11 protein-coding genes are annotated in these 14,707 nt (G+C 71.3%); 7 read left to right on the top strand and 4 right to left on the bottom strand.

The window, feature by feature from the left end:
* Nucleotides 1-10 precede the first annotated feature (10 nt).
* Nucleotides 11-640, top strand: coding sequence for a helix-turn-helix domain-containing protein (locus NYF13_RS05270; protein WP_315654512.1), 630 nt, complete (start codon nucleotides 11-13; stop codon nucleotides 638-640).
* Here NYF13_RS05270 and NYF13_RS05265 read toward each other — a convergent pair.
* Nucleotides 637-1,302, bottom strand: a complete 666-nt coding sequence (locus NYF13_RS05265) for a DUF998 domain-containing protein (protein WP_315654511.1) — start codon at nucleotides 1,300-1,302, stop codon at nucleotides 637-639. The genes NYF13_RS05270 and NYF13_RS05265 overlap by 4 nt on opposite strands.
* Nucleotides 1,303-1,436: 134 nt before the next feature.
* A complete protein-coding gene (locus NYF13_RS05260) occupies nucleotides 1,437-2,033 on the bottom strand; it encodes a TMEM165/GDT1 family protein (protein WP_315654510.1) in 597 nt (198 codons plus the stop codon).
* A 172-nt stretch (nucleotides 2,034-2,205) separates the two neighbouring features.
* On the opposite strand from NYF13_RS05260, the gene cutA reads away from it, so the two are divergent.
* The 5 genes from cutA to NYF13_RS05235 all read left to right on the top strand — a co-directional run bounded on the left by cutA (nucleotide 2,206) and on the right by NYF13_RS05235 (nucleotide 11,263).
* Nucleotides 2,206-2,526 (top strand): divalent-cation tolerance protein CutA, encoded by a 321-nt coding sequence (gene cutA / locus NYF13_RS05255; protein ID WP_315654509.1) that lies wholly within the window; start codon nucleotides 2,206-2,208, stop codon nucleotides 2,524-2,526.
* Between the two features lie 201 nt (nucleotides 2,527-2,727).
* Entirely contained in the window at nucleotides 2,728-4,272 is a 1,545-nt protein-coding gene (locus NYF13_RS05250) for a cytochrome ubiquinol oxidase subunit I (protein ID WP_315654508.1), read from the top strand.
* A gap of 195 nt (nucleotides 4,273-4,467) precedes the next feature.
* Entirely contained in the window at nucleotides 4,468-5,475 is a 1,008-nt protein-coding gene (gene cydB / locus NYF13_RS05245; RefSeq protein WP_315654507.1) for a cytochrome d ubiquinol oxidase subunit II, read from the top strand.
* A gap of 53 nt (nucleotides 5,476-5,528) precedes the next feature.
* A complete protein-coding gene (locus tag NYF13_RS05240) occupies nucleotides 5,529-10,064 on the top strand; it encodes an ATP-binding cassette domain-containing protein (protein WP_315654505.1) in 4,536 nt (1,511 codons plus the stop codon).
* Nucleotides 10,065-10,117: 53 nt separating this feature from the next.
* Nucleotides 10,118-11,263, top strand: a complete 1,146-nt coding sequence (locus tag NYF13_RS05235; protein ID WP_315654504.1) for a GAF domain-containing protein — start codon at nucleotides 10,118-10,120, stop codon at nucleotides 11,261-11,263.
* 280 nt (nucleotides 11,264-11,543) lie between these two features.
* On the opposite strand, the gene NYF13_RS05230 is transcribed toward NYF13_RS05235, so the two are convergent.
* Entirely contained in the window at nucleotides 11,544-12,170 is a 627-nt protein-coding gene (locus NYF13_RS05230) for a response regulator transcription factor (protein ID WP_315654503.1), read from the bottom strand.
* Nucleotides 12,171-12,280: 110 nt separating this feature from the next.
* Nucleotides 12,281-13,042, bottom strand: coding sequence for an excalibur calcium-binding domain-containing protein (locus NYF13_RS05225; protein ID WP_315654502.1), 762 nt, complete (start codon nucleotides 13,040-13,042; stop codon nucleotides 12,281-12,283).
* Nucleotides 13,043-13,210: 168 nt separating this feature from the next.
* On the opposite strand from NYF13_RS05225, the gene NYF13_RS05220 reads away from it, so the two are divergent.
* The gene (locus tag NYF13_RS05220; protein ID WP_315654501.1) at nucleotides 13,211-14,707 is read left to right on the top strand and encodes a 3'-5' exonuclease; all 1,497 of its coding nucleotides are present in this window, start codon (nucleotides 13,211-13,213) and stop codon (nucleotides 14,705-14,707) included.

The raw sequence follows: 14,707 nt of genomic DNA, 5'->3' as shown, positions 1-14,707 counted from the left end.
TCGAGCCGCTGTGACGAGGGAGGGGTCGCTGACCCTCGACCGTGGGCTGGCGCTGTTGCAGGCCGTGGCCGACGCGGGCGAGGCGGCGGCGACCATCTCCGAGCTGGCCGTCTCGATCGGCGTCAGCCGCGCGGCCGTCTACCGGTTGCTGGTGCCCTTGTCCGAGCGCGGCCTGATCTGGCGCGACGGCACGAAGGTGCGGCTCGGCGTCGGTGTGCTGCGGCTGGCCGGGCAGGTGCTGCCGCAACTGCGCGAGGCCGCGCGGCCCGTGCTGCGCGAGCTGACCGAGAAGGCGGGCGCCACCGCGCACCTGACCGTGGCGCAGGGCGATCTGGCCCAGGTCGTGGCCGTGGTGGAGCCGTCGTGGACCAGCTGTCACGTCGCGTACCGCGTGGGCAGCCGGCACGCGCTCGACGCGGGGGCGGCGGGCCGGGCGCTGGGCCTGCGGCCGGGCGGCAACGGCTGGGTGAGCGCCGCCGGTGCGTCCGGCACGTCCGGGATCGCGGCGCCGGTGCGCGGCGTTCCGGGGCTGCGGGCGAGCGTCGGCGTGCTGTCGTTGGAGCCGCTGGCCGCCGCCGAGGTGGGACCGCTGGTCCTCGCGGCGGCCGGGTCGCTGGCCGAGGTGCTCCGGACCGCCTAACGCCTGGACGCCACCAGCAGCGGCCGCACCATCGTGACCAGCAGCGCGAGGTCCACGGCGAACAGCAGCCGCTCGAACAGCCCGAGCGTCACTTCCGGCCGCGCCGGGCCCGTGATCAGCGTGAACACGAAACCGCCGAGCACGATCAGCACGCTGGCGAAGCTCGCGACGGCGAGGCGCCGGATCGTCGTGCGCCGCGGCTCCCACGGGCAGGTTTCGCGCGCGGGCCGCGTGAGCAGCCATGCGGCCGCGGGCAGGGCGACGAACGCGACGAGCGCGGCGACGTTGTGCAACTGCCCGTCGAACGAGCGCGCCTGGCCGCCGGGGTCGACGGGGACGGTCGCGCAGATGGTCAGGCCCGTGCACCACACCCCGAGCAGCGCGACGACGGCCGGCGACCGGCGCGCCTTCACGAGACCGACCAGCAGCGCCAGTGAGCCCAGCGCGAGCGCGAAGCACATCGCGCTGAACAACGGCGCGGCCGAGCGTCCGCCCAGGTGGCCGTAGACGTACTCCGAGAGCGTCTGCCACACCGGGCTGACCTGCGCGGACAGCCTCAGGTGCAGATCGGTCGCGATGACCACCGCAACGGCGATCCCGGCGACCGCGAGGCGCCCGGGCACGGGGGACACGGTGGCGCGAGCGGTCGCGGGGTTCGGCATCGGGCGGGCTCCGGGTGCTCATGGCGAAGCCCGAGGCCGTTAACCTCGTGCTCGCTCGGTGGTTCCCGGAAGGTTACCTGGAAGCCCTGTGAAGCGACTGTGGCTCACTCGGCCGGCAGCAGGGTCCGGCCGGCTCAGAAGGCGAGCTGGGCCAAGGCGAACAGGGCGAATCCGGCGAACACGAACCCGGCGACCCGCTGGATCAGCTTGGGCCGGATGCGGTCGCGGATCTTCGCGCCGATGAACACGGCGAGCCCGGCCACGGAGACCAGCGCGACGAACGCGCCCGCGCCCACCGCGAGCGGGTTGCCCAGCCGCGCGGCGAGACCCGCGGTGGCCAGCTGTGACGCGTCGCCCCACTCGGCGGCGAAGAGTACGCCGAACGAGGTCAGCGCGGAGCGGAAGAAAGACAGCTGCGGCCCCTTGCGTGAAGCGTCGCTACCTGCTTCGTCAGCTTCGCTGAATCCTTCACGCAGGAGCATGAAGGCCCCGACGCCGAACATCCCGGCGACCAGCAGCGAAACCACGAGATCCGGCAGCAGGGTGAGAACACTGCCGAAGGCGACGGCGATCACGCATTGCAGCGCGAACGCCACGCACACCCCGGCGAACACCGGCCAGGCGCGGAAACGGGTGGTGAGAACCAGGGTCGCGACCAGGGTCTTGTCCGGCAGTTCCACGGCCAGGACCAGGCCGAACGCGCTGAGTAAAGCCACAAGAGCGGGAGACATGGTTGGTGCTCACCCCTTTCACGGCAACGATAAAGCGGCGTTCCGGAAAAGATCAATCTGATGGGTTTTGCGAATCGCCTGGTGAGGCCCGCTGAATGGGCAGAGCTGGCATTCCTGATTATTTTTTTCGGCGTACCGAATTTTGGTTTACCGTTGCGGTATTGTCCGGGTCATGCCTGCTGAGCACGCGGTCGTCCTGACCACCGTCGACTCCGAAGCCGCCGCCCGGATGCTCGCGGCGAGCGCCGTCGAGGCCCGGCTCGCCGCCTGCGCCCAGATCGTGGGCCCCGTCACGAGCGTCTTCCGCTGGGAGGGCGAGGTGCGGACCGAGACGGAGTGGCGCGTGGAGTGCAAGACCGCGGGCGACCGCGTGGGCGCGCTGCAGGAGTTCCTCAACCTGCGCCACACCTACGACGTGCCGGAGATCGTCGTGACGCCCGTCGTCGGCGGCAGCCCGGCCTACCTGTCCTGGCTGGTCGAAGAGACCCGGTGACCCGTTCGGGTACTAAGTAGACATTCATGCTGCGGTTCCGATGTGGAGGGACGGACCGGACGGGATTCGCTGGTGCTGCGGGAATTCGCCGGGTAGAGGCGCACGTCACGCCCGCGGTGGCCGGGTTCGGGACGTAGGTCCCGGACAGTTCGGGACGTGGTGGACTGGCCGTCGCCGCGCCGCCGGAGTTAGCTCGGGTACGTGGATGTCCTTGAGCTCGCACGGTGGCAGTTCGGCATCACCACCGTCTACCACTTCCTGATGGTCCCGCTGACCATCGGCCTCTCGGTGCTCGTCGCGGCCATGCAGACCGCGTGGGTGCGCACCGGGGACCTTCGACACCTGAAGATGACGAAGTTCTGGGGGAAGCTGCTGCTGGTCAACTTCGCCATGGGCGTGGTGACCGGCATCGTGCAGGAGTTCCAGTTCGGGATGAGCTGGAGCGCCTATTCCCGCTTCATCGGCGACGTGTTCGGCGCGCCGCTGGCGATGGAGGGGCTGGTCGCGTTCTTCGTCGAGTCGACTTTCCTCGGACTGTGGATATTCGGCTGGGACCGGCTGCCGAAGAAGGTCCACCTGGCCTGCGCCTGGGCGTTCGCGCTCGCGACCATGATTTCGGCCTACTTCATCCTGGCCGCCAACTCGTGGATGCAGCACCCGGTCGGCGTCGAGTTCGTCAACGGCAAGCCGACGATGAACTCCATCGGCGCGGTGCTGACCAACAACACGGCGCTGGCCGCCATCCCGCACACGCTGGCGGGCGCGTTCTCGGTGGCGGCGGCGTTCCTGGTGGGCGTCGCGGGCTGGCACCTGTGGCGGCGGCGCGGCTCGTCGGAGTCGGACGCGGGTGTGCACCGTGACGTCTGGCGCTCTTCGCTGCGGCTGGGCGGCTGGGTCGGCGTGGTCGCGTTCGCCGTGCTGGCGATCACCGGTGACACGCAGGGCAAGCTGATGTTCGAGCAGCAGCCGATGAAGATGGCTTCGGCCGAGGCGCTGTGCCACACCGAGGCGCCGGCGAGCTTTTCCATCCTGGCGATCGGTGACGTGGCCGACGCCAACTGCGAGGACGTCAAGACGTTCACCGTGCCGGCGCTGCTGTCGTTCCTTGCCCACAACGATTTCTCCACCGAGGTCAAGGGCGTGGAGAACCTGGTGGGCGAGTACCAGGCGAAGTACGGGGCCAACTACCCGGACGACCCGGACCTCGGACCGCTGGCCGGCAAGCCGATCGACTACGTGCCCAACCTGCCGGTCACCTACTGGGGCTTCCGCGTCATGATCGGCTTCGGCGCGATCTCCGCGGGGATCGGTGTGCTGGCCCTGTGGCTCACCCGCCGCGGCCGGATCCCCGGCGGACGCTGGTTCCCGCTGCTGGTGCTGGGCGGTATCGCGACGCCGTTCATCGGCAACAGCGCGGGCTGGATCTTCACCGAGATGGGCCGTCAGCCGTTCGTCGTCGCCCCCAACCCGTCCGGCGTCGAGGACATGTGGATGTTCACGGCGGAGGCGGTGTCGAAGCTTTCGGTGGGCGAGGTGTGGACTTCGCTGATCTCGCTCACCCTGATCTACCTGGTGCTGGGCTTGGTCGAGCTGTACCTGATGCGCAAGTACGTGCGCGGCGGGATCGAAGGGGTGATGCCGCCGCCCCGGACGCCCGGCTCGGGCTCCGGTCCGGGCTCGAACGCCGGCACCGATTCCGACGCTGATTCCGACTCCGATGACAGTGCTCTTTCCTTCGCGTACTGAGGCGGTGAGCTGGATGTGGACAACCGATCGTGGAGACGGCCGAGTGGGCCGTCCGCCAGCCGCCGAATGGCTGACCCAGCGTGTTCGGACGGTCACCTCCCCGAGTTACCCACAGCCGGTCTGTGGACAACTCGACCAGGTGTGGATAACTCAGGGCCACCGGTCGGGGGCTGGGCGAACGGGAGGTGAACAGCGATGACCCTCGAGACGCTGTGGTTCGTGATCATCGCCGTGTTCTGGCTGGGGTACCTGTTCCTCGAAGGGTTCGACTTCGGCGTCGGGATGCTGCTGCCGGTGCTCGCTCGGGACAACACCGAACGCCGCGTCATGGTCAACACCATCGGACCGGTGTGGGACGGCAACGAGGTGTGGCTGATCGTCGCGGCGGGGGCGACCTTCGCGGCGTTCCCCGGTTGGTACGCGTCGCTGTTCTCGAGCGTCTACCTGCCGCTCCTCCTCGTGCTGCTCGCGCTCATCGGCCGCGGGGTGGCGTTCGAGTACCGCGGCAAGGTCGACTCCGAGCGCTGGCGCCGCACCTGGGACCGGGTGATCGTGATCGGCTCCTGGGTACCGTCGCTCGGGGTCGGGCTGCTGCTCGCGACCACGGTGCTCGGCCTGCCGCTGGACGCGGCCGGCAACCGCGTCGGCACCCCGTTCGAGTCGCTGCGCTGGGACACGGTGCTGGGCGCCCTCGCCGTCGCCGGGTTCTCGATGGTGCACGGGGCCGCCTTCCTCACCCTCAAGACCTCCGGTGAGCTGCGCGAACGCGCCCGGCGGCTGGCGATCCGGCTGCTGCCGTTCGCGGTGCTGCCGATGCTCGCCTTCCTGGTGGTCGTGCAGTGGCGTGAAGGCTCGCTGTGGACACTGCTGACGCTTGTGGTCAGCGTTCTGGCCACATTCGTCGCGTGGCTGCGGCTGCGCGCCGACCGTGACGGGCAGGCGTTCGCGGCCCTCGGCGTGGTCATCGCGGCCGCCGCGGTGACCCTCTTCGGCGCGCTCTACCCGAACGTGCTGCCGTCCACCCTGGACCCGGCGAACTCGCTGACCGTCGCGAACGCCGCGGCCAGCCCGTACGCGCTGACGGTGATCACCTGGGTGGGCGCGTTCGGCGCGCCGGCCGTGCTGATCTACCAGGGCTGGACCTACTGGGTCTTCCGCAAGCGCATCGGCGTCGAGCACATCCCGGCGGTGCACACACCATGACCAGGCTTCCCGGCCGCGCACCCCTTTCCGCCACGAGGTCCACAGTGGACCCGGTGCGGCCGGGCAAGGGTCCGCTCGGCGCGCCCCCGGCCCTCGGGCCGGCCGCGCGCCGAGCACTGATCCTGGTCGCGGCGTTGTCGGTGGTGCACGCGGCCTTCCTGGTGGCGCAGGCCTTCCTGCTGGCCGACGTGCTGGCGTCCATCGTCTCCACGGGGATCGGGGGCCGCACCGCCCAGCTGGCCGCCCTGTTCGCGCTGGTCGCGGGCCGGGCGTTGACCGGGTGGGCGGTGCGGGTGGTCTCCGCGCGGGCGGCCGCCACCGCGCAGCGGGACCTGCGCGCCCGCGTCGTCGACCACGCGCTGCGGCTCGGTCCGGAATGGCTGGCCCGCAGCGGTCACGGCGAGCTCACCGCTCTGGTCACGCGCGGCCTGGACGCACTCGACGCATACTTCCGCGAATACCTGCCGGCCCTGGTCACCGCCGCGGTGGTCCCGCTCGCGGCGGGCGCGGCGATCCTGTGGACCGACTGGCCGTCGGCGCTGATCGTCGCGGGAACGGTTCCGCTGCTGCCGATGTTCGCGATCCTGGTCGGCAAGTACACCGCGGACCGGGTGGCGGGCGCGACCGACGCCGTCCACCGGATGTCCGGACAGCTGCTGGAACTCGTGCGCGCACTGCCGGTGCTGGCCGCGTTCCGCCGGGCGGAGGCGCAGGCCGAGACCGTGCGCAAGCTGTCCGAACGGCACCGTCGCGCCACGCTGAAGACGTTGCGGGTCGCGTTCTCGTCGGCGTTCGTGCTGGAACTGGCCGCGACGCTTTCGGTCGCGCTGGTCGCGGTGGTGATCGGCGTCCGGCTGGTGTCGGGCTCGCTGCCGCTGGCCATCGGGCTGGGGGTGCTGATCCTGGTGCCGGAGTGCTACCAACCGCTGCGCGCGGTCGGTGCGGCCTTCCACTCCAGTGAGGACGGGGTGGAAGCGGTGCGCCGGGTCACGGCCGTGCTCGCCGAACCTGTCCACAGGGTGGGGACGCAGGTCGCACCCTGTGGATCACTGATGGTGTCGGACCTGAGCGTTGCGCGTCGGGGCGGTTTCGCGCCCGATGGCGAGACGTTCTCGGTGCGCCGCGGTGAAACGGTCTGGCTCCGCGCCCCGAGCGGCGGCGGCAAGTCGACGACGCTGGCCACGCTGCTGGGTTTTGTGTCTGCGTACGACGGATCCGTGACGATCGGTGACGAGCACGCGGTCGAACTGGCCGACGTCGACCTGGAACGCTGGCGCCGCGACGTCGCGTGGGTGCCGCAGTCACCGGTCTTCAGCGGCGGCACGGTGCGGGAGGAACTGGCACCGGCTGGGGTGAGGTCAGGCGGGGTCGACGAGGCGGCCGGCGGGCCGGGGCTCGGTGGGGTCGCTGGTGGGCCGGGGGCTGGTGGGACTGGCCGGGCGGCTGGTGAGCTGAAGCTTAACGGGCTGGACGGGGTTAGTGGGGTCTCTGGTGGACCGGGGGCCGATGGGGCTGGTCGGGCGGCTGGTGCGTCGAGGCTTGACGGGGTCGGCGAAGTAGCTGGTGGGTTGAGGTTTGCCGGACCCGGTGGGACAGCTGGTGGGCCGGTGAGCGGCGAGGCGGCTGATGGGACTGGGCTCAGTGGGGCGGCTGGTGGGGCCGGGCTCGGTGGGGTGAATGGGGTGGCTGGCGAGGTCGGACTCAGTGGGGTAGCTGAGATGGTTGGTCGGACCGGGCTCAATGGGGCGGCTGGCAGGGTCGGGTTCGGTGGGGTGAATGAGGTGGCTGAGCTCAGTGGGGTAGCTGAGATGGCTGGCGGGGCCGGGCTCAGTGAGGTGGCTGGTGGGACCGGGGACGCTGGGGCGTCCGGTGGGCCACAGCTTGATGGGGTCGACGAAGTGTTGGCTGAGCTGGGGCTCGACGGGCTCGCGGACCGGCCGGTGGAGCGGCTTTCCCTGGGGCAGCGGCAGCGGGTGGCGGTCGCGCGGGCGCTGGTGAAGGTTCGTTCCGGGGCGTGGCTGCTCCTGCTCGACGAGCCCACCGCGCATCTCGACGAAGCGAACGCCGCGCGGGTCCTGGACGCCGTGCAGCGGGCGGTGGACGGTGGGGCGGCGGCGGTGATCGCGGCCCACGAGCGAACGGCGGCGCTGGACGTCGTCGAAGAATCCTTGCCGCATAACGAATCTCGTCGTTCCTTGGACTCCTCGCACCGGCCGCTGGCCTGGCGTCTGCTGCTGGACCGGCGGCTGTTTGCGGGTGCGGCGCTCGGCGCGCTCGCGTTGCTGGCCGGGGTCGCGTTGACGGCGACGTCCGGCTGGCTGATCGCGACGGCGTCGCTGCAGCCGCCGATCCTCACGCTGACCGTGGCGGTGGTCGGGGTGCGCGCGTTCGGCCTCGGCCGCGCCGGGCTGCGGTACGTGGAGCGGCTCGTCACGCACGACGCGGCGTTCCGGATCTCCGGACGGCTGCGGGTGCGGTTGTGGGAGTCGCTCGTCCGGCTCGGTCCGGCGCGCGGGTTCGGCGCGGACGAGGGACAACGGCGGCTGGTGGCGGATGTGGACACGGTCCGGGACCTGCTGCCCCGTGTGGTTTCGCCGCCGATCGTGGTGGGGCTGGTGGTGGTGAGCGCGATCGCGGTGCAGACGTGGGTGCTGCCGTCGGCGGGTCTGGTGCTGGCGGGGGCCGTGGTGCTGGGTCTGCTGGCACCGGCCGTCGCCTTGCGGGCGGAGCGCCGGGCGACCTCGGCGCTCGCGGCGGGCCGCCGCGACGTGGCCGCGCGGGTGCTGGTGCTGTTCTCGTCGTCGGCGGAGCTACTGGCTTACGGCACGGCGTCGGCGCGTCGCCGGGACCTGGCTGCGCTGGACGAGCGCCTGGCCGCGGATACCCGACGCCAGGCTTTCGGCGCGGGCGCGGGCGACGCGGTCATCGTCCTGGCCACGGGCGTGGCCGCGGTGGTCAGCACGATCCTGGCCGGCCAAGCCGTCGCGACGGGGCGGTTGTCGGGGGTGCTGGCGCCGTTGCTGGCTTTGGTGCCACTGGCGCTCGCGGAGGTCCTGGCTCTGCTGCCTCCGGCGGCCGCTCACTGGGACACCCTGCGCCGGGCCCGGTTGCGGCTGGCGGAGGTGGTTTCGGGCCGGGTTTTGCCGGGGAACGAGGGTGCGGGCTCTGTGGATGGCGGGTCGCGCTCGGCTGCCCGGGCTGTGGATACCGACGCGCGCTCGGCGACTCAGGTTGTGGATGCCGAGTCGGGTTCGGTGTCCCCAGATGTGGATGCCGGATCGGGTTTGGCGGCTCAGGCTGTGGATGCCAAGTCGGGTTCGGTGTCCCCAGATGTGGATGCCGGGTCAGGCTTGGTGACTCGGGCTGTGGGTGCCAAGTCGGGTTCGGTGACCCCAGGTGTGGATAGCGACGGAAGCTTGGTGACTCGGGTTGTGGATGCTGAATCGGGCTCGGTGACCCCAGGTGTGGATGCCGATGCGGGCTCGGTGAACCCGGGTGTGGATGGCGGGTCGGGTTTGGCGGGCCAGGGTGTGGATGGTGGGTCGGGCTCGGTGGTTCGGGCTGTGGGGGCCGGCTCGCGCTTGGTTGGGGCTGTGGATACCGATTCGTCGTCGGCGGTCCGGGGTGTGGAAGGCGGGCTGTCGCAGGTGAGCGCCGGTGGTGTTCGGCTGCGGGGTGCGGCGTTCGGCTGGCCGGGCGGGGAGGTGGTGCTTCACGGGGTCGACCTGGAGGTCGAGCCGGGGAGCTATGTGGCAGTGGTCGGGGCCAGTGGCGCGGGAAAGTCCACCCTGGTGGCCGCTCTGCTGGGATTCCTGGCTCCGCGGGAAGGGAACGTCGTGGTGCCGGAGCGGGTGGCCTGGGCACCGCAGGGGCCGATGCTGGTCTCGACGACCGTTGCGGAGAACCTGCGGCTCGCGAATCCCACCGCGACCGAAGCCGAGCTGCGGCGGGTTCTGAAGCTGGCCGAACTGCCGGAGCTCGCGCCGTCGACGATGCTCGACAGCGCCGGCACTGGACTGTCCGGGGGGCAAGCCCAACGAGTCGCGTTTGCCCGGGCGTTGCTGGCCGTTCCTGAGGCGGATTTGGTCCTGCTCGATGAGCCGACCGCCCATCTCGACGAGCCAACCGCCCGCGCGTTGCGCCGCACTCTGCGCAGCGAACTGGCCGGGCGCACCGTCGTACACGTGACGCACACTGCGGACGAGGCTCGTACAGCCGACATCATCTACGAAGTCCGCGACGGCCGAGTCCGGCGCCGGGCCACCCCCGCGACCCATGTTGCCCGCGGCCCCGGGGAGGCTCAGCTCTGCGCGGTGGACGAATGTGGTGTTCTTCCGGCGAATGAGCCGCCCGGCTTTTTGCGCTCCGCCGACGAAGAACGTGAACGGCAGACAGCGAAGGGTCCGGTCGCCGATGCAGCCAATGAGGATAGGCCGCTGGGCACTTCGCATGGTGCTCTTGAGGACGGGCCGCGAGGTACCCGGCACGGTGCTGATGAGGATGGGCCGCGAGGTGTTCCGCGCAGCACCGATGAAGCCCGGGGGCGTGGTGAGGTCCGTGCCGCCGAAGATGCTGGGGTGGGTTGGTGACCGTCACGATTTCGGGCCGGGGCGGGGCCTTCGCGCTAGGGTCGGTGTTGCTCATGGACCCGACCCTTGCCGCGCGCGCGTTGTCCGCCGCTACCGAGATCACCAGTACCGCGCTTTCCGGGGATGACCCCGAGGCGGTGCTGGACACCGTCGTGGCCCGCGCCGCCGAGCTGGCCGACGCCGATCTCGGGCTGGCCATGGTCAGCGCCGACGACGGGCGGGTCGTGGTCGAGGCCGCGCACGAGGTCAGCGAGGCCGAAGGCGCGTTGCGCGGGCTGACCCTGCCCGCCGATTCCGCGGCCGGGCGGGTCGCGCGCGGGGGCGAGCCCGTGGCCAGCGACAACTTTCTCGTCGATCCGCGTACCGCGCCGTACGTGCCCGATGAGCTGCGCGGATACGGTCCGTTCGCGGCCGCGCCCTTCGGCTCCGGCGGGCGGGTACTGGGCGCGCTCACGGTGTACCGGAAACAGGGGTGCGAACCGTTTTCCGCGGGAACCGTCGAGATGCTCGCGGCCTTCGCGGCGCAGGCGGGTGTTGTGCTCGCGCTCGCCGAGGGCGCCAACGCGCGCCACCGCGTGACGCTGTATCAGGAGCGGGAGCGCATCGCCCGCGAGCTGCACGACGTGATCGTGCAGCGGCTCTACGGCGCCGGCATGCAGCTCGACCGCGTCCGACGCAACATGCGCAAGCGCTTCGCCCAAGCGGACGGCGCCCGGCTCTCCGACGCCATCGACCAGCTCGACCAAACCATCGAGGAGATTCGCGGCACCGTCCGGGCGCTCCGCTCACCCGAGCCACGGCACGACACCGGCACGCCGGCGGACCTGGCCGAGTCCGCCCGCGGCGAAGTCCGGATCGCCGGCGAGCTGCTCGGCTACCCGCCCACCCTCGAACTCTCCGGCGAATTCGCCGACGTGCCCGCCGTGCCGGCCGACCACATCCGCGCTGCTCTGCGAGAGGCACTGTCCAATGTGGTCAGGCACTCGGGCGCCAGCGAGACGCGCGTCTCCCTCACCCGCGACGCCGAGGGAGTGAAGCTCCGCGTGCGCGACAACGGATCCGGAGTGCCTCAAGGCGTGGCCACCCGGGGCCTGCGTCATCTCGCCGAGCGGGCCGAAGCCGCGGGCGGGAAGTTCTTCCTCAACTCCTCGCCGAGCCTGGGCACTCTCGTCGCTTTCGACCTTCCCCTGGACCAGTGACACGCACGGGCTCGTGCCATTGCGGTCCACAACGTTCCGGCTTGTGCTCTTCGGCGGGCTTTAGCCTTCGCGCGTCATGTGGGGCGCTCCTTTCGCTCCTGTGGCCATCGTCGGCGTCCGAAAGAAATGATATAAGAAAATCGAACAGGCATTCGACTCTCGAACGAGTGAAATCACGTCGTCGGACCGGCTTGAACTGTGGCGGTCGGTGACGGAGGACGGTCGTCCATCGGCCAGTCGGTCGGTTTCGCTGAGCCGGACTGCCGCGACCGTAGCGGCGTCACTTGCCGCGGCGGGCGATCCAGGCGGCGGCTTGGGTGCGGCGCTGCATGCCGAGCTTGGCGAGGACCGAGGTGACGTAGTTCTTCACCGTCTTCTCGGCCAGGAAGAGGCGTTCGGCGATTTCCCGGTTGGACATGCCCTGCCCGATGAGCTCCAGCACGTCGCGCTCGCGCTCGGTGAGGGCGGCCAGGTCGTCGGTGGGCGGGTGGCGCAGCTTGTCCAGCACCCGGGCGGTGCTGAGCGGGTCGAGCAGCGAACGGCCGGCGGCGACCTCGCGCACGGCGTTGACCACGTCCTGGCCCCGCACCTGCTTGAGCAGGTACCCCGAGGCGCCCGCCATGATCGCGCCGACCATGGCCTCCTCGTCGTCGAACGCGGTGAGCATCAGGCAGGCCGGCGGGCTGGGCTTCGACCGCAGCTCGCGGCAGAGGGTGATGCCGTCGCCGTCGCCGAGGCGCACGTCCACCACGGCCACGTCCGGCTCGACGTGCATGGCCACCGCCAGCGCCTCTTCGACGCTGCCGGCCTCGGCGACGACCTCGATGTCGGTCTCGTCACCGAGCAGGTCGCGCAGGCCGCGGCGGACCAGTTCGTGATCATCGACGAGCAGTACCTGGATCGGCATACCACCAGGTTACGGGGTACGTGGGCGCGGCGGGCGCCGTCCGTGCCCGACGCCACGGACGGGTGGAAACGTGGCCAGGCCCCGTTTCGCCCCCTCCTCTCGCGGCGTGGTCATTCGCAGGCGGTGCCGTCGCCGTCTCGGTCCAGGGCTTTTCGATAGCCGGGCTCGCCGACGTGCAAGGGGGCGGCGTGGGCGGCCTTCGCGGCGGCGCAGTTCTTGTAGTAGACGGGAGCGGGATCGTCCGGCGCCGGATCCGGTTCTTCAGCGGGGGCCGTGGTTTCTTCGACGACCGGAGGAGCCGCCGGGGGCGCGGGCGTGGCTGGCGGCGCGGGCGGGGCCGGGGTCGGCGCGTCGATCGTGCCGTTGCAGGGGGCGGACCAGAGGCCGACGGCGGACTGCTTGGCGGTGTCCTGCAGCCCTCGGAGCGAGGTCGAGACCGCGTCGGTGGCGTACTTGGCGAAGCCGCCGGTGATCGCGGCGGTGGCGTAGTCGGTGCCGTCGGGCAGGGTCAGGGCTACGCCGGAGGCGGTGTCGGTGGTCAGCCGGACCGCGTTGCCCACGAGTCCGGCGGTGGCCCAGGTCTGCGTTTCCGCCGCGTGACAGTTCGTTCCGGTGGGGACGGTGAGGCCGAGGACGTGCACCGTGCGGTGGGTGCCGTCGCTGCCGGCCAGTTCGAGGGTGGCGCCGTCGGTCACTTTGTCGACCGTGAAGGTGACCGGTGGGGGTGAGGCCGGGGCCGCGACCGGCCGGGCCGTCGGCGGTTCGGGGGCCCGGCCGAAGATCGCGCCCAGGACGAACAGGACTGCGAAGACGCCGAGCGCGGCCAGCAGCCACTTCGGGAAACGCGTTCGTTTCGCGGGGTTCGGGTGCATGGGATTCCTCGCTCCTCAAGGGCCGTCCGTTGGGGACACTTTCGCGAGAAAAACCGTCCGGTCAGGACGATGACGTGCAGCTGACGTGGAACTGTCCATTTTTGACCACCGGATCCCGGGTTATCGTCACGGGGGAGTCGAGGATCTTCGGGAGAAAGTGCTTTGGCCATGGCAGAAATCGATTTCACCGCGATCGACGTGAAGACCACCGGCCTGCGCACCGGCCGCGTCGTCGAACTGGGGGCGGTGCGGGTCCGGGCCGACGGGACTGTGCGCGGGGAGCTGGCGACGCTCGTCTCGCCCGGGTGCGCGGTGCCGCCGGGGCCGCACCGGATCGACGGGGCCGAACTGGCCCTGGCGCCGTCGTTCGGTGATGTGCTCGGGCCGCTGCTCGACCTGTGCCGCGGCGCAGTGGTCGTCGCGCACGACCTGGAGTCGACCTGGGGGTTCCTCACCGCGGAGGCCGCGAGGTCGGACGTCCGGCTGCCGGTGCCGCCGGGAATTTCGACGCTGCGCGCGGCGCGGGAAAAGCTGCGGCTGCCGAACTACCGGCTGGGCACGGTCGCGCGGGCGCTCGGCCTCGGCGACTACCCGCCGTACCTCGCTTCGGCTTCGGCGAAGGTGTGCGCGCAGGTGGTGACGGCGCTGGTCGGTGCGCACGGACTGCGTTTCCCGGAACCGGCAGCGCTCCCGGAGTGGCCGAGGTTCGCCTCCGGCGGCCGGATCCTCCGCCGTCCGGAGGCCGACGCCGTGGAGTACGGCTGGATGTCCGAGGTGGTGGACCGGGTCGTCGCCGGGCCCTCGGACGCGACGGTGGCGCAGGCGTACCTCGACCTGCTCGCGGAGTCCGTCGCCGACCAGCACCTTTCGGAGGCGGAGGTGTGGGCGCTGGCCGGTCTCGCGGCCGACGGCGGGCTGGCCGAGCCGGACGTCCGGCGCATCCACGGCGGTTTCGTGTCCGCCCTGCGCTCGGTGGCCGAGGCGGACGGCGTGGTGACGGTGGCCGAGGACCGCGAGCTGCGTCAGGTCGCGGCGGCCCTCGGTGTGCCGGAGGTGGTCGCGGGCCTGCGTCCCACGGCGGCCGGCAGGGTGACGCGCGTGCTGGTCCTCGGCACGACGGCGGCGGCGGACCGGTTGCGCGCCCGTGTGCTGGCCGAGGGGGTGCAACTGGCGAGGAAGCTGACCGCCTCGGTCACGCACCTCGCGCACGACGACAGCGTGCTGCCGGGGGAACCACGGCTGGCACGCGCGGCCGAGCTGGGGGCCGCGGTGGTGCCGGTGGGGGAAGCGGTGATGGCGTTGGGGTTCGAGGCGGAGGATACGCCGGGCGCGTGGCCGGTAGCGCCGGCGCCGGGGGAGCCGAGGTCGCTGCCGGAGGAACCCGACCGGCGGCCAACGCCGGAGGAGACGCGTCGACTCGCTTCGCGCGAGCAACCGCCTGCCGGGCTGGCGAACCCGGCGCGTCAGCCCACGGGGAAGGTGGCGAAGGCCGCCGGCTGGGTCATGATGGGGATCGGGCTGTTCCTGATGCTCGTCACTGTCATCGCGATGTTCGGCGGGAGCGGAGTGGTCGCCGGAATCATCTTCGCCGCCATCGGAGTCGGGCTGCTGCTCGGCGGGTGGCTGGTGGAGAGCAGTGGTGACGCGGCGTCCGGCCGTTCGTAG

The organism is Amycolatopsis sp. PS_44_ISF1 (assembly GCF_032335455.1).
Classification (GTDB): Bacteria; Actinomycetota; Actinomycetes; order Mycobacteriales; family Pseudonocardiaceae; genus Amycolatopsis.
Note: the sequence above shows the minus strand (reverse complement) of the source record. Positions and strands in the feature narration are given on the sequence as shown.

Excerpts from the sequence above, each read along its gene's own strand:
- NYF13_RS05220 (WP_315654501.1), top strand. The coding sequence starts at position 13,211 with ATGGCAGAAATCGATTTCACCGCGATCGACGTGAAGACCACCGGCCTG.
- NYF13_RS05260 (WP_315654510.1), bottom strand. The coding sequence starts at position 2,033 with ATGTCTCCCGCTCTTGTGGCTTTACTCAGCGCGTTCGGCCTGGTCCTG.
- NYF13_RS05265 (WP_315654511.1), bottom strand. The coding sequence starts at position 1,302 with ATGCCGAACCCCGCGACCGCTCGCGCCACCGTGTCCCCCGTGCCCGGG.
- NYF13_RS05235 (WP_315654504.1), top strand. The coding sequence starts at position 10,118 with ATGGACCCGACCCTTGCCGCGCGCGCGTTGTCCGCCGCTACCGAGATC.
- cutA (WP_315654509.1), top strand. The coding sequence starts at position 2,206 with ATGCCTGCTGAGCACGCGGTCGTCCTGACCACCGTCGACTCCGAAGCC.
- cydB (WP_315654507.1), top strand. The coding sequence starts at position 4,468 with ATGACCCTCGAGACGCTGTGGTTCGTGATCATCGCCGTGTTCTGGCTG.
- NYF13_RS05230 (WP_315654503.1), bottom strand. The coding sequence starts at position 12,170 with ATGCCGATCCAGGTACTGCTCGTCGATGATCACGAACTGGTCCGCCGC.
- NYF13_RS05225 (WP_315654502.1), bottom strand. The coding sequence starts at position 13,042 with ATGCACCCGAACCCCGCGAAACGAACGCGTTTCCCGAAGTGGCTGCTG.